Consider the following 15,126-nt stretch of genomic DNA (forward strand, 5'->3'; position numbering starts at 1 on the left):
GCGTTGGCTTCACTTGCTCACCCCGGTCACTGACGATTGTCAGCTCCCGGGGATTCTCAAGCTCGCCGCCTTCCTGCGACGTGAATAATTTAGGGTAATGAGATCGCGCCTCGCTTGCGGGCGGGGCGAATTTCCAATGAGCCAGCGGTTTGGCTCTTTGCGGTGAGACTTCGCTATGGACGCTTTTTTCCTGCAGCAAATGATTAATGGCCTGACGCTGGGCGCGGTTTACGGCCTGATCGCCATCGGCTACACCATGGTTTACGGCATTATCGGCATGATTAACTTCGCCCACGGTGAGGTTTACATGCTCTCAGCCTACTTGTGCGCCATTGGTCTGGCGCTGCTCTCCTCTTTCGGTATTCACTCCTTTCCGCTGCTGATCTTCGGCACATTGCTCTTCACCATCGTGATTACTGCCGTTTATGGCTGGACGATTGAGCGCATTGCTTATCGTCCGCTGCGTAACTCCACCCGCTTAGCGCCGCTGATTTCGGCGATTGGCATGTCGCTGATATTGCAAAACTACGTGCAGCTGAGCCAGGGGCCGAATCAGCAAGGCGTGCCGACGCTGTTAACCGGTGTGCTGCGCATGGAGTTTGATGGCGGTGTGGTGCAGATCACCTGGACCAAAGTCTTTATCCTGATCGCCGCGGCGTGCGGCATGGCGCTACTAACCTGGATCATCCAGTACACGCGGTTGGGCCGCATCTGTCGTGCCGTGCAGCAAGATAGGCGCATGGCTGCCATTCTCGGCATTAACACCGATCGGATCATCTCACTGGTGTTTGTCATTGGCGCATCAATGGCGGGGCTGGCGGGCGTGCTGGTCACCATGAACTACGGCACGTTTGATTTTTACGCCGGGTTCATCATCGGCATCAAAGCGTTTACCGCCGCAGTGCTCGGCGGCATCGGCTCGTTGCCCGGCGCGATGTTAGGCGGCCTGCTGCTGGGCGTGGCGGAGGCGCAGTTCGCCGGATTGGTGAATTCTGACTACAAAGATGTGTTCTCTTTTGCCCTGCTGGTGGTGATTTTGATCTTCCGGCCGCAGGGATTACTGGGGCGACCGCTGGTAGCGAAAGTGTGAGGAAGCAGGCATGAGTGAAACCATTCAGGGAATCAATCTTCGCCATACGCTGCGGGAAACGGTGCTGGCAGGATTTATTGCGTTGATCGTATTTGGGCCGATTGTCGGCATCGTGTTAGACGGTTATCAGTTTCAACTTGAGCCGCTGCGTGTGGCGCTGCTGGTTGCCATTGTGATGGCGGGACGTTTGCTGTTTAGCCTGTTTATGCAAACCACTCAAGGTAAAAAACTGCTGCGAAAATTTGCAGATGTGGATGATGGCGTTTACGTGCGTGAGCCAGGCTACCGCTCACGTTTGCGCTGGATTATCCCGCTGCTGCTGATCGCCGCCTGTGTTTTCCCGGCCTTCTCCAGCAAATATCTGTTAACCGTGGCGATTCTCGGGCTGATTTATGTGCTGCTCGGGCTGGGGCTGAACATTGTGGTCGGCCTTGCTGGGCTGCTCGATCTCGGTTATGTGGCGTTTTATGCCATTGGGGCATATGGCCTGGCGCTGGGTTATCAATATCTCGGCCTGGGATTCTGGAGCATGTTGCCGTTGGCCGCATTGATGGCGGCCTGTGCTGGCGCGTTGTTGGGCTTTCCGGTGTTGCGTATGCACGGTGATTACCTGGCGATTGTCACGCTGGGGTTCGGTGAAATCATTCGATTGGTGTTAAACAACTGGCTCGCATTTACCGGCGGCCCCAATGGCGTTTCCGTGCCGTCGCCGACCTTTCTCGGGCTGGAATTTGGCCGTCGCGCTCGTGAAGGCGGCGTGCCGTTTCATGAGTTTTTCCATCTCAGCTACAACCCGAATATGAAGTTTATCTTTATCTATGCGGTGCTGGTTCTGGTGGTGTTACTGGTGCTGTTTATTAAGCATCGCCTGACGCGTATGCCTATCGGTCGCGCCTGGGAAGCGCTGCGCGAAGATGAAATCGCCTGCCGCGCGATGGGGCTGAATCACGTGTTGGTCAAACTCTCCGCCTTCATGCTGGGCGCCTCAACCGCCGGCATTGCTGGGGTGTTTTTTGCCAGCTATCAGGGTTTTGTCAATCCCACCTCGTTTACCTTTTTCGAATCCGCGTTGATTCTGGCGATTGTGGTGTTGGGCGGAATGGGATCAACGCTGGGCGTGGTGCTGGCAGCCTTTGTGCTGACCGTTGCGCCAGAGCTATTGCGCAGTTTCGCCGAGTATCGTGTGCTGCTGTTTGGCATGTTGATGGTGTTGATGATGATTTGGCGTCCACGTGGTCTGGTGCGCACCAGCCGCGTTGGCGTGCCGCTGCGCAAAGGGGTTCGCCATGACTGATGCGATTTTGCAGGTGGATAATTTGATGATGCGCTTCGGTGGCATCAAGGCGTTAAACGATGTCAGTTTGAAAGTTGAGCGCGGTTCCGTCACGTCACTGATTGGCCCCAATGGTGCCGGGAAAACCACCGTGTTCAACTGTTTAACCGGTTTTTATCGTGCCAGCGGTGGGCGGATACAGCTAAATGCGAATCAGCGCTCCACCGATGTGATTCAGGTACTGGGGGAGAAAATCCATCCCAGCGACTGGATTAACCCGACGCAACTTGGATCGCGCGTCTGGTACAAAATGTTTGGCGGGGCGCATTTGGTGAACCGCGCCGGGTTGGCGCGTACCTTTCAAAACATTCGCCTGTTCCGGGAAATGTCAGTGATTGAAAATCTGTTAGTGGCGCAGCACATGCTAGTGAACCGCAACTTACTGGCGGGCGTGTTTAATACGCGCGGCTATCGTGCAGCAGAGAACCTGGCGCTGGATCGCGCCTTTTACTGGCTGGAGATGGTGGATTTGGTGCCAACCGTCAACCGGCTGGCGGGCACGCTCTCCTACGGTCAGCAGCGGCGTCTGGAGATTGCCCGCGCCATGTGTACGCAACCGGAACTGATCTGCCTGGACGAGCCGGCGGCAGGGCTGAATCCCGTCGAAACTGATGCGCTTAGCGCTATTTTGCACCGGCTGCGTGCCGATCACCGTATCAGCGTGCTGCTGATTGAACATGACATGCCAATGGTGATGAGCATCTCCGATCACATCGTGGTGCTCGATCACGGTGATGTTATCGCCCAAGGCACACCGCAACATATTCGGCACGATCCACGGGTAATCGCCGCCTATCTGGGCGTGGATGATGAGGAGGATGCGCATGGCTGACGTATTAGCATTTGAGTCGGTAAATGTGTTCTACGGCCCGCTGCAGGCGTTAAAAAACGTGTCACTGACGGTTGCGGAAGGGGAAACCGTGGCGTTGATTGGCGCAAATGGTGCCGGGAAATCAACCTTGTTGATGTCGATTTTCGGCCAGCCGCGTATCGCCAGCGGTGAGATTCGCTATCGCGGTGAACCGATCAGTCATAAATCGACCCATTTCATCGCGGCAAACGGCATTGCGCAGGCCCCGGAAGGGCGGCGCATTTTTGCCGACATGACGGTGGAAGAAAATATGCAGATGGGCACCATCGCCATCGGCAACCGTCATCAGAAAGAGGATTTGGAACGGATGTACGCGCTGTTTCCACGCTTGCTGGAGCGCCGCAAGCAGCGGGCAATGACGCTTTCTGGCGGTGAACAACAGATGCTGGCGATTGCGCGTGCCTTGATGAGTCGTCCAAGCTTGCTGCTGCTGGATGAACCAAGTCTGGGCTTGGCACCGATTGTGGTTAAGCAAATCTTTACTATTTTGCGTGAATTGACCGCGCAGGGCATGACGCTGTTTCTGGTGGAACAGAATGCACGTCATGCGTTGAAGCTCGCCGATCGCGGTTACGTGATGGTCAATGGCGAGATTCGAATGAGCGGCAGTGGAGCAGAATTGCTGAATAATGAAGAGGTCCGCAGCGCTTATCTCGGCGGCGGAACAGATCATGCCGCGGGTGAAGTTAAAATATTGTAATAATGTCTGAATTGGGCGAGGAAACACTTTGCATAAATTCTCGCCCCCTATCATCATAAGATCTCCTGTCCAATCTCTTCTGATTTGGTATTCCCTTGCAAAATCCTGGCGTAGCAGTGATGCAGGCGATCAAGCGTACTGCGTGGTATCCCAAACGTCGCGCTTATCGCACGCTTTATTGGCGTGAGATCTCGCCATTAGCAGTGCCTATCTTTATCGAAAACCTCTGCGTCTTATTGATGGGCGTATTGAGCACCTTCCTGGTCAGCTGGCTGGGCAAAGAGGCGATGGCGGGCGTTGGCCTGGCTGACAGCTTCAACATGGTGATCATCTCCTTTTTTGCCGCTATCGATTTAGGCACTACGGTGGTGGTGGCCTTCAGCCTGGCGAAGCGTAACGGTAAACGCGCCCGAGCCGCGACGCGCCAATCTTTAGCGATGATGACCATGCTGGCGTTTGTGCTGGTGATCGCTATTGAGTTCTGGGGACATCTGATTATCGATCTCATTGCCGGTGCGGCCGATCCCAAGGTGAAAGCCTTGGCGCTGAGTTATTTGCAGATCTCGGCGTGGAGCTATCCTGCTGCGGCTATTACGTTAATCGGCAGCGGAGCGCTGCGCGGGGCAGGCAATACCAAAATTCCGATGCTGATTAACGGCGGCATGAATATCCTGAATATTGTCATCAGTAGCGTGCTGATTTACGGCTGTTTTTCCTGGGACGGGCTGGGCTTTGTCGGCGCGGGATTGGGCTTGACGATCACCCGTTACATTGGCGCTATCGCAGTGATTTACGTGCTGATGATCGGCTTTAACGCCTCGCTGAAAATCTCGCTGAAAAGCTATTTCCGCCGCTGGAACAGCAATATTTTGTTTGAGGTATTGAGCATCGGCGTACCCGCCAGTATCGAATCGGTGCTGTTCAATGGCGGTAAATTGTTGACGCAGGTGTTTGTCGCTGGCATGGGAACCAGCGAAATCGCCGGTAACTTTATCGCCTTCTCAATCGCTTCCTTGATCAACCTGCCGGGCAATGCACTCGGTTCCTCCTCAACGATTATTACCGGTACCCGGCTCGGAAAAAATCAGGTGTTCCAGGCGGAGCGGCAGGTCAGGCATGTGTTCTGGCTGGCAACGATCTGCCTTACCGGGATGGCGATGCTAACTGTGCCGCTGGCAGGGATTCTGGCGCGCTTCTACACCAGCGATCCAGAAGTGATTAATGTGACGCAGCATTTGATTTGGCTCAACGCCTTGTTCATGCCGATTTGGGCGGCGTCGTGGGTACTGCCAGCCGGGCTGAAAGGCGCACGCGACGCACGTTACACCATGTATGTTTCGATGTTCAGCATGTGGTGCGCCCGCGTGGTGGCCGGTTATCTGCTGGGAATCGTCCTTGGTATGGGCGTAGTGGGCGTTTGGCTTGGTATGTTCCTCGATTGGGCGGTGCGCGGCATTTTCTTCTGGTGGCGACTGAACAGCGGAAAATGGCTGAATAACTACCGCAAGATGGTGGCGAAAAACGGGTAATCCTCTTTCCCTCTCTTGCGTCAGTGAGATAGGGAAAACACCTTGGCGCTCACCCCCTCACAATGCCAATTTTATTTGTAAAATTTCAGTCAGTTGCACAATGCAGCGCGGCGATTCCCTGACTAGCGTTAACAGCGCTCCGCATCGACGGAGACAATAAAAATCGTATCCTACGCAATGAACAGGTGAATATATGGCAGGTATTAAACCGCTGCTGGCTTTGCTGCCACTGCTGTGCAGCGCCCCGTTGTGGGCGAGCACCTTCGTTTATGTCTCAAATGCCGACTCCGGCACCGTTTCGCGTTATCAACTCAATCAACACTCGGGCGCGCTTAAGTGGCTGGGTGATACGCCTGCAGGCAAAAAGATCATGCCGTTAGCCGCCAGTCCCGATGGCAAACACTTATACGGTGCGTTGCGCAGTCCACCCTATTCGATTGTGAGCTGGCGGGTGAATCGGCAAAACGGTGCCCTGGATAAGCAGGCGGTGACGCCGGTTGACGCCAGTTTCCCCTTTATCACCACCGATAAAACAGGCCGTTATCTGCTTGCCGCCTCTTACGATAGCGATATCGTGACCAGTAACCGCATCGATCCTCAAGGTATTGTCACCGCTAACATGACGGGACGATTTCATACTGGGCCGCATGCCCATTCAGTCATACCCGATGCCAGCAACCATTCGCTTTACGTCGGTAATCTCGGCGCAGATCGGCTGCTGCAACTCACACTGAGCGATCAGGGCGGTATTACGCCAGTGGGTAAAGGGTACGTAGCGGGCGAGAAAAACAGTGGCGCGCGCCATTCGGTGATGTCGCCCGATAACCGCTTTGTTTATAACCTGGCGGAGATGAGCGGCACCGTGACGCAATATTCACGCGCGGCAGATGGCGCTCTGAAAGAAGTGCAGCGTTGGCCGAATGCGGTCGCCGAGAAATATGGCTTGCAGCACGGCGTACAACGCCCGGCAGGTTACAGCGATCCCACACCACGCATCTGGGCTGCTGACATTCAAATCACCCCCAATGGTCATTTCCTCTACGTTACTGAACGCACCTCCAGCACCGTCAGTGGTTATCGGGTTGACACATCATCCGGTGCATTAAGCTTGATCGGCAGTTGGCGCGTAGAAAAACAGCCACGCAGTATCGCTATTGATGCACAAAGCCAATGGCTGATTGCCAGCGGTGAAAAAAGCGCCGTGATTGGCAGTTATGCCATTCATCCTCAAAGTGGCGCGTTGCAGCGGGTCGCTGAAGCGCCAAGTGGCAAGGGCTCAAATTGGGTGACACTGATTTCACACTGAGTTGTTTTCACATCCGGTTTGTTGGCTTTACGTTTATTCGCCGGTGCTAAGTGCATCGGCTTTTTCTTAATAATTCCGCCGACCGGTTGGAAATAAGTAAAAGCTATTATTTCCCGCGGGTTGATCTGTGTCATTTTTTAATGGACATCGTCAATTAAATAACTCTCTTCATCTCGTTGCGACTCTGACTTAAATAGCGTTTCCGTTCGGTGATATTTATTCTCGCTTTCCTGTTTACTCAACAGTTATTTAGCCAGGAGAAAGAACGATATGGAAAAAAGCTTCGATAACGGCTCGCCGCTGTTTAGCGTACGGCAGCTTTCTGTGGCGCTTCCGGCGGGAATGGATCGGCAGTTTGCGGTGGAAAACCTCAGTTTCGACCTCGCAGCCGGTGAAATCCTGTGCATTATCGGCGAATCCGGCTCTGGCAAATCAGTCACTGCCCATGCGGCGATGGGATTGCTACCCCGCGCGTTGCAGATCACCAAGGGCGAAATTGTACTGCGCGGCCAGAATTTACTGACGCAATCGCCTGAAACCCTGCGTCAGTTACAGGGCCGCACGATTGCCATTATCTTTCAGGATCCGCTGTCCGCCTTGAATCCACTGATGACTATCGGGGCGCAAATTATAGAAGTGATGGAGTCACATAATGTGGGCGATGCGCCGTCGCGACGACAGAAAATGTTGTTGCTGTTAGACGAAGTGGGATTACCCGATCCTGAACGCATGCAGCATCAATATCCGTTTCGTTTGTCGGGTGGGCAACGCCAACGTGTGATGATCGCCATGGCATTGACGTTGGATCCGGATGTGTTGATTGCTGATGAACCGACTACCGCGCTGGATGTCACCACGCAAGCGCAAATCCTTAAGCTGATCCGCGAGTTACAGCAGCGTAAAGCGATGAGCGTGATGTTTATCACTCACGATTTTGGCGTGGTCGAAGAGATTGCCGATCGGGTGATTGTGATGGAAAAGGGCAAGATGGTGGAATCAGGCCCGGCACAGCGCGTTTTACGCCATCCGCAGCATCCCTATTCGCGCAAACTGATTGCAGCGGTACCGCGCTTACAGCAGCAGGCGCGGACACGTAATGCGCTTTCTCCGCAGGTGCTTGAAGTCAAAGCGCTGTGCAAAACTTATCGTAGCGACAGCGGCTGGTTTAGCCGTAGCCGGGAAGTGACCGCACTGAACAAGGTGAGTTTCAGCCTGAAAAAAGGCGAAACCTTAGGTATCGTCGGCGAATCGGGTTCGGGAAAATCTTCGCTGGGGCGCGTGCTGCTCAAGCTGTTGCCTGCCGACAGTGGTGAAGTGATCTTTGATGGACGTGACATTTTACCGATGAGCGAAAGCGCTTTTCGTCCACTGCGTCGCTGGATCCAAATGGTGTTTCAGGACCCGTTTGCTTCACTCAATCCCCGCCACACCATTGGCACCATTCTCTCGGCTGGCCCGCTGGCGTTGGGCGGCATGAGCCAGACAGAAGTTAAGCGCAAAGCGCAGCAGCTATTGAGCCTGGTGGGGCTGGAACCCAGCGCCTGGGAACGTTACCCGCATGAGTTTTCCGGTGGTCAACGCCAGCGTGTCGGCATTGCCCGTGCGCTGATGTTTGACCCGGTGTTGCTGGTGGCAGATGAGTCGGTTTCCGCGTTGGATGTCTCAATTCAGGCGCAGGTGCTGGCATTGCTAAAAGAAGTGCAGGAAAAAACCCAGGTCGCGATGATTTTTATTACCCATGATCTGCGCGTTGCCAGCCAGGTATGTGACGAAATTGCGGTGCTGTACAAAGGTGAGATTGTCGAACAGGGCACGCCACAGGCGGTTTTCCAGCAACCGAAACACGCTTATACCGCACAGCTGGTGGCGTCGATTCCAGGCGAAGCCTCGGCCATCGCACCTTAAGTGGAATCAGAAAAAGCTATGACGAAACAGGTTGTGATCGTCCACTAAGTCGCCAATACTGCAAACAGGTTGCAGTTGTATGAAAACGTCGCTAACCCTTTCTTCTTGATGGTTTTTTTAACCAGCGTGGAGGTCGACATGATGGCAGCAACAGCAGTTCCGGTTCATCCGCAAGACGTTAATCTCGGGGTGCTTGGCACCATGCTGAGTTACTGGGTGCGCAGCGTGAATATTGCCGTTTCGCGTGACCTCGATGAGCAGCTATCAGGGCTGGAGGTTGCTCGCGGTACGGGAAAAATCAGCACGTTACTGATTATCGATCATCATCCCGGCATTCGCCCTTCGCTGATTGCTGAAGTCATACAGCGCGACCGTTCCGCAATGGCGCGTTTGATTGACCAAATGGAGCAGCAGCAACTGCTCACACGCCAAACGGGTGAACAGGATCAGCGCTCCCAAGCGCTGTTTCTCACGCCACGAGGCGCCGCATTAGCACAACGTGTTCGCCAATTAACTCAGCAGCAGGAAGATCGCTTTTTCCGCCATTTAACGGCACAGGAAAAAAAGTCAACGATTAAACTGCTGAAGAAAATCATGCGTTATTCTCCCTGACTTTCCGCTTTACCACTGAATATCTCTCGCTACGTGGAAGGTTTAATTCTGCGTGGTAGCGCCAGCTTTTGTCTTTATTTTGGGTTCACCTGAGAAATTGGGCGAAATAACGTAGGGCAACCGCGAGTATTTATATGCCAGGTCCATTTGTTGTACCCGTTCATGGGGATGTGGAATGCCCGACAAAGGTGGATGTTGTGGTCATTGGCGGCGGCATTATTGGCTGCTCCACCGCACTGGAAATTGCTGAGCAGGGCATTAGCGTGGCGCTGTGTGAAAAAGGGGGCATTGGGCAAGAGCAATCGAGCCGAAACTGGGGCTGGGTGCGGCTTTCCCGTCGCGATCCGCGTGAAGTGCCGCTGATGGCAGCATCATTGCGTATTTGGCAAACCCTGAATCAGCGCGTTGGTGCAGAAACGGGCTATCGGCGCGCGGGCATTGTCTTTCACTGTGCCGACGATGAGGCTTTTCAGCAGCATCAACGCTGGACGCGTCATCTGGAAGGCTCAGAATTCAAAGCTGAAATGGTTGATCGTGCTGGCTTTGAACGTCTGTTTCCGGGGCAACGCTTAGCCGGTGTTGGGGCGTTATATACCCCAGATGATGGACGCGCCGAACCACAAAAAGCGGCCCCGGCGATAGCTGAAGCCGCACGCAAGCAGGGCGCATCGATTCTGACGGAGTGCGCAGTGCGCGGCATTGATACTGCCGCCGGACGCGTCTGTGGCGTATTTACCGAGCGGGGGTACATCGCCTGTCAGCAAGTGGTGTTGGCAGGTGGCGCCTGGTCAAGCTTGTTTGCAGGTCGCCTCGATTTGCGTTTACCGCAGTTAAAGGTATTGAACAGCGTAGTGCGGACCGAACCGCTCGCGGGCGGCCCCGAGACGGCTGTATGGGCGCGGGATTTTGCGGTGCGCAAACGTCTGGATGGCGGTTACACCATCGCGTCCGGGCATGAAAGTCAGGTTGATATCGTGCCGAAAACCTTCCGCTTCGCCCGTGATTTTATTCCTGCGCTACGCCATGAATGGGGTTCGCTGCGTTTGCGCCTGGGTGGACGCTTCTTTGATGAACTGCGCATTCCCGATCGCTGGGAGATGGATGAACCCAGCCCGTTTGAATATTGCCGGGTACTCGATCTACCGCCGTCGAGAACCTTAACCGACAAGGTACTGGATCAGCTGCGTCAGCAACTTCCCGCCTTCGCTAATCTCAAAGTCGCTCAGCGTTGGGCGGGCTACATTGACGTACTGCCCGACGCGATTCCGGTGATTTCTCCGGTTGAACGTTATCCCGGTTTGTATATGGCGACCGGCTTTTCCGGCCACGGTTTTGGAATTGGCCCGGCGGCGGGACGCCTGATGGCTGATCTGGTGTTGGGTCGCCAACCGGTGGTGGATCCTCGCGCATTCCGCTTTTCGCGTTTTAGTGACGGCTCAAAAATTGAAATTATCACCGGCTTTTGACTTGTCGGGCGAGACTGCCCGACGTTGCGTTCCCTGACCTGAGGAAAAAAGATGAGCGATAAGTTTGCGGATCACCTGCCCCCTATTTCGCGTCGGCAGGCATTGATTTATCTGGCATCGGGTACGGCGGCGCTGGCGATGCCTTCGCTGTTTGGCGGTAACATGGCACGTGCGGCGATGCCCGGCGCAGGTAAGGGTGGGCAAATGGTCGTGGGCTTTTCGCAGGAGCCGACAGTGTTTAACCCTTTAATGCCGCATATTGAGGTGGATGATGGCCTGCATTTTAGCCTGTTCGATCAGCTGATTGGTGTAGATGACAAAGGCAATTTGTTTCCTAAACTGGCGACAGAAGTGCCGACGCTGGAAAACGGTGGTATTAGCGCGGATGGCCTGAATTTCCATCTCAAACTGCGGGATAACGTGAAATGGCACGACGGTAAACCTTTCACCGCGGAGGACGTTAAATTCACGTTGGAGCTGCTGGTAGATGCCAACTTCCGCAGTTGGACGCGTACCGGGCATGAACTGGTGCGCGACATTAAGGTGGTGTCGCCAACCGAAATTACCTGGCGGATGGAGAAACCGTACTCGCCTTATACCTCTATTCTGGCCGCCACTTTTATTGTGCCTAAGCATGCTTTCGACGGCGTAGCCGATAAAAACACCGCCCCCTTTAACACGGCACCCATTGGTACCGGTCCTTTTAAGTGGCAGCAGCGCGTGCCGGGCGATCACATTGAGCTGGTAGCAAACAAAAGCTATTTCCTCGATGGCCCGATGTTGGAACGGCTGATCTATAAATACATCCCCGATCTCAATGTGATGTATACCCAGTTCGCCTCCGGTGATATCGATGTGGTGGGCTTGCAGTGGATCACCGCCGATCACTATGACGAAGCGAAGAAGCTGCCCAATAAAGTGGTGGATGTGTTTCAAAGCGCCACCATTGAGAACTTTGCTTTCAACCTTGGCAAGCCGCAGTTTCAGGAGCTTGCCGTGCGCGAGGCGCTGTATTACGCCATCGACAAACAGACGATTATCGACGCGCTCTATTATGGTTTGCCGAAGCCGACCGAAACCTACATGCCGATGCAGTCATTTTATTTCAATCCCGACCTGCCGAAGCATGAATACAATCTCGATAAAGCCAAAAAGCTGCTCGATGATGCGGGCTGGAAACCGGGCGCGGGAGGTGTTCGCGAAAAGAATGGCGTACGGCTGTCGTTCAGTAATTCCACCACCGCGGGCAATCATCTGCGCGAACAGATGCAGCAATTTATCCAGCAAAGTTTTCAGGAAATTGGCGTGGAGATGAAAATTGCTAACCTGCCACCGGCAGTGATGTGGGGCGATTTCTGGATGCTGTCAAAATATGACAGTGCGATTGTCGGACTGAACTATCTCACCGGTTCCGATCCTGATACCGCTAATTACATGCATTCAACGTCCATTCCCGTGCAGGGCGGTGCAGGGCAGAACGTGTTCCAGTATAAAAATCCAGAAGTGGATACCTTGCTGGTTCAGGGTGCAGCAGAGTTTTCGCCAGAAAAACGTAAGGCAACCTACCTGAAAATCCAGGCGCTGGTGCGTAAGGATATGCCGGTGTTAACGCTGTTTACCTTCGCTAACGTGCGCGGCTACAAGCAGGGCGCAGAGAACATTACGCCAAATATCAACGTGCGTATCGACAGTTGGAACGTGAACAGCTGGGGCTGGAAAGCCTAATGGGTTAGCGCGTTTTGCTTCACCTTAAGCCTCTTTTTCCGCTTAAGAGGCTTAAGGGCGGCGCAAACCAGTGGTACATCGCTCTGAGGAGAATGCGTATGGCAGCTTTTCTGTTGAGACGCGTGGGGCAGAGCCTCATTCTGCTGTTTTTGGTTTCGATCATTGGCTTTACGGCACTGAATCTGGCACCGGGTGGCCCACTCTCGCAATTTGCCTTAACGCCGGGTATGACGCAGGAAGCGATGCAGCGTATTGCTGAACAGATGGGACTCAATCGTCCTTTGCCGGTGCAATATTTTGACTGGTTAAGCCATCTGGTGCGCGGCGACTGGGGGCGTTCTTACCGCGACGGTGAACCGGTGTTGCGCATTATCTTCTCGCATCTGCCTGCCACGCTGTTGTTAATGGTGAGTTCAATGGTGCTGTCGATTACCATCGGGGCCTGGGCGGGAATCAAGAGCGCAACCCAGCGCAACAGTCTGTTCGATCAGGTTTCCACACTCTCCTCAATGATCGCGCTGTCAATTCCCACTTTCTGGTTCGGTCTGGTGGCGATCTATTTCTTCTCGCTAAAGCTGCAATGGTTGCCCGCTGGCAATATGTACACGGTGGGCGATGGGTCGGTGCTGGATGTGTTGCGTCACTTGATCCTGCCGGTTTTGGTGCTGACCTTCGTGGATGTGGCGATCTGGAGCCGCTACATGCGTACCGCCACGCTGGAAGTGATTCATCAGGACTTCGTCAAAACAGCTCGCGCCAAAGGTGTGCCGCCGCGTCGGGTGCTGATGAAGCATGTGGTCGGTAACGCACTTTTACCGATGATCACGCTGGCGGGCATGCAGCTTCCTACGGTGCTGGGCGGCGCGTTAGTGGCAGAAACGGTATTCACCTGGCCTGGCATGGGACGGCTGTTCCTGGACAGTTTGGGGTACAGCGATTATCCGGTGGTGATGGGGCTGCTGATGTGTTCAGCCTTGTTGGTGTTAGTGGGCAATTTACTGGCTGACGTAATAACTGCGCTGGTCGATCCGCGCATTCGTCCAACCTGAGGTGAATATATGGCTTCTTCAGTATTAGCACCGCCGGTGATCAGAGTGCGCTGGCGGCACAACCGGACGCTGCAGCGTTTTATACAGCATCGCCTGGCTTGTGCCAGCCTGATCATCATCATTCTCATGGCGCTGGCCTGCGCCTTCGGCCCGCTGCTGCTGCCGTTTGACGATCTGTTTATTGATCTGCGCGCGCGCTTTGCGCCACCGATGACCGGTTATCACTGGTTGGGTACCGATCCGTTAGGCCGTGACGTGTTGGCTCGCTTATTAATGGCGGGACGTATTTCACTGCTGGTTGGTTTTTTCGCCATGGTACTCAGTATTATGCTGGGCACCGTTGTCGGCATTGTGGCGGGCTATTACGGCGGGCGGATGGGTGCGCTGTTAATGCGCATCGTAGATGCTTTTCTCGCTTTCCCAAGTGTCTTTTTGCTGCTGGCGCTGGCTGCGTTTATCAAACCCAGCCCGGCGATGATCACCGTGATTATCGCCGTAACCAGCTGGATGGAGGTGGCGCGTATTGTTGAGGCAGAAGTCCGCTCGCTGCGTGAAAGGGAATATATTCTAGCAGCCAGAATGCTTGGCTTATCTGGGCGATGGATTATGTTTCGCGAGCTGTTACCCAATGTCGTGGGGCCGATTATTGTCGCTGCCACATTGACGGTGGCACGCGCCATTCTGCTGGAGGCGTACATCAGTTTTCTCGGTTATGGCATTCAACCGCCGTTGCCAAGCTGGGGCAATATGCTCAACGGGGCACAGCAATATTTATTGCGTGCACCGTGGCTCGCTTTGGTTCCTGGCATTGCCATCACGCTTGCAGTGACCTGCTTCAACTTCATTGGCGACGGATTACGCGATGCGCTCGACAGCCGCAGTGATAAATCTTAGTGGCGCGGCTTAGTTGATTTTTGGTAAAGCAGCGCAGAAATTGGTGGTTCTGATCTGCGTTGAAAACCGGTTAACTCAAACCATCAACCCTTGAGGAGACGACAAAATGAAACACCTAAAAGCATGGTTTGAGGCCTGGCTGGCAGCCGATCGCTCAACCAACGCAGACGCCAGTGAATCGACCCTGGATAGTGAGCTTCTGTTCCCCATCAGCCAACTTTATGGGCTGGAGTATTATCCCTCCATTCACCGCTATCATGAAAAATAGCCGCTGTTGCTGCTTAACCTCTTACTTAACCATGTAAAGGCCCGCTTAGACCCGCGGGCCTTTTTTTTGTCCATTTTGCTGCTGCGTTGCCACGTACTCTTTCAACACCGCTGCTCAACCTTTATCACGATGTATTGCGTGGCTGGACGGACGTTTAAGACGTTGCATCAGGTAGAGCAGGAGAGGTGTGCAGCGGCTGCGCTAAGAGGGCTGCTTTGTGGCAGCACCTTTTCATCAGGCTGTTTTAGGCACAAAAAAAAACAGACATCCGGGGATGTCTGTTTTCTCGAATTTGGCTCCTCTGACTGGACTCGAACCAGTGACATACGGATTAACAGTCCGCCGTTCTACCGACTGAACTACAGAGGAATCGTTGGA

At 54.2% G+C, this 15,126-nt stretch carries 13 protein-coding genes and 1 tRNA gene; 13 read left to right on the top strand and 1 reads right to left on the bottom strand.

Annotation, left to right across the window (positions count from 1 at the left end; translation table 11 throughout):
- Positions 1-175: 175 nt before the first annotated feature.
- From MUG06_RS02820 to MUG06_RS02880, 13 genes are all read left to right on the top strand, one after another.
- Complete coding sequence (locus MUG06_RS02820) at positions 176-1,090, top strand: branched-chain amino acid ABC transporter permease LivH (protein WP_243077664.1); 915 nt, start codon at positions 176-178, stop codon at positions 1,088-1,090.
- A 10-nt stretch (positions 1,091-1,100) separates the two neighbouring features.
- On the top strand, positions 1,101-2,384 hold the full coding sequence (gene livM / locus MUG06_RS02825; protein WP_215846504.1) for a high-affinity branched-chain amino acid ABC transporter permease LivM: 1,284 nt from the start codon (positions 1,101-1,103) through the stop codon (positions 2,382-2,384).
- Positions 2,377-3,255: an ATP-binding cassette domain-containing protein gene (locus tag MUG06_RS02830; protein ID WP_215846506.1), complete on the top strand. Its 879-nt coding sequence runs from the start codon at positions 2,377-2,379 to the stop codon at positions 3,253-3,255. The genes livM and MUG06_RS02830 overlap by 8 nt, the downstream gene beginning before the upstream one ends.
- Positions 3,248-3,994, top strand: coding sequence for an ABC transporter ATP-binding protein (locus MUG06_RS02835; protein WP_243077665.1), 747 nt, complete (start codon positions 3,248-3,250; stop codon positions 3,992-3,994). Before MUG06_RS02830 ends, MUG06_RS02835 begins: the two co-directional genes overlap by 8 nt.
- Positions 3,995-4,113: 119 nt before the next feature.
- Positions 4,114-5,523 (top strand): EmmdR/YeeO family multidrug/toxin efflux MATE transporter, encoded by a 1,410-nt coding sequence (locus tag MUG06_RS02840; RefSeq protein ID WP_243077666.1) that lies wholly within the window; start codon positions 4,114-4,116, stop codon positions 5,521-5,523.
- 193 nt (positions 5,524-5,716) lie between these two features.
- Positions 5,717-6,829 (top strand): beta-propeller fold lactonase family protein, encoded by a 1,113-nt coding sequence (locus MUG06_RS02845; RefSeq protein ID WP_243077667.1) that lies wholly within the window; start codon positions 5,717-5,719, stop codon positions 6,827-6,829.
- Positions 6,830-7,099: 270 nt separating this feature from the next.
- Positions 7,100-8,734 carry an ABC transporter ATP-binding protein gene (locus MUG06_RS02850; RefSeq protein WP_243077668.1) on the top strand — a complete coding sequence of 545 codons (1,635 nt, stop codon included), beginning with the start codon at positions 7,100-7,102 and terminating at the stop codon, positions 8,732-8,734.
- A gap of 138 nt (positions 8,735-8,872) precedes the next feature.
- Entirely contained in the window at positions 8,873-9,346 is a 474-nt protein-coding gene (locus MUG06_RS02855) for a MarR family transcriptional regulator (protein ID WP_243077669.1), read from the top strand.
- A 134-nt stretch (positions 9,347-9,480) separates the two neighbouring features.
- A complete protein-coding gene (locus MUG06_RS02860) occupies positions 9,481-10,812 on the top strand; it encodes an FAD-binding oxidoreductase (RefSeq protein WP_243077670.1) in 1,332 nt (443 codons plus the stop codon).
- Between the two features lie 51 nt (positions 10,813-10,863).
- Positions 10,864-12,537 (top strand): peptide ABC transporter substrate-binding protein, encoded by a 1,674-nt coding sequence (locus tag MUG06_RS02865; protein ID WP_243077671.1) that lies wholly within the window; start codon positions 10,864-10,866, stop codon positions 12,535-12,537.
- Between the two features lie 98 nt (positions 12,538-12,635).
- Positions 12,636-13,586 carry an ABC transporter permease gene (locus tag MUG06_RS02870; RefSeq protein WP_215846514.1) on the top strand — a complete coding sequence of 317 codons (951 nt, stop codon included), beginning with the start codon at positions 12,636-12,638 and terminating at the stop codon, positions 13,584-13,586.
- Between the two features lie 9 nt (positions 13,587-13,595).
- A complete protein-coding gene (locus MUG06_RS02875) occupies positions 13,596-14,480 on the top strand; it encodes an ABC transporter permease (RefSeq protein WP_243077672.1) in 885 nt (294 codons plus the stop codon).
- A 106-nt stretch (positions 14,481-14,586) separates the two neighbouring features.
- Positions 14,587-14,748: a hypothetical protein gene (locus MUG06_RS02880; RefSeq protein WP_215846517.1), complete on the top strand. Its 162-nt coding sequence runs from the start codon at positions 14,587-14,589 to the stop codon at positions 14,746-14,748.
- Positions 14,749-15,041: 293 nt separating this feature from the next.
- Here the strand turns inward: MUG06_RS02880 and MUG06_RS02885 are convergent.
- Positions 15,042-15,117: transfer RNA gene (locus MUG06_RS02885), tRNA-Asn, on the bottom strand.
- Positions 15,118-15,126: the final 9 nt, after the last annotated feature.

Origin of the sequence: Pantoea sp. MQR6 (assembly GCF_022761075.1) — a bacterium.
GTDB lineage: Bacteria > Pseudomonadota > Gammaproteobacteria > Enterobacterales > Enterobacteriaceae > Pantoea > Pantoea phytostimulans.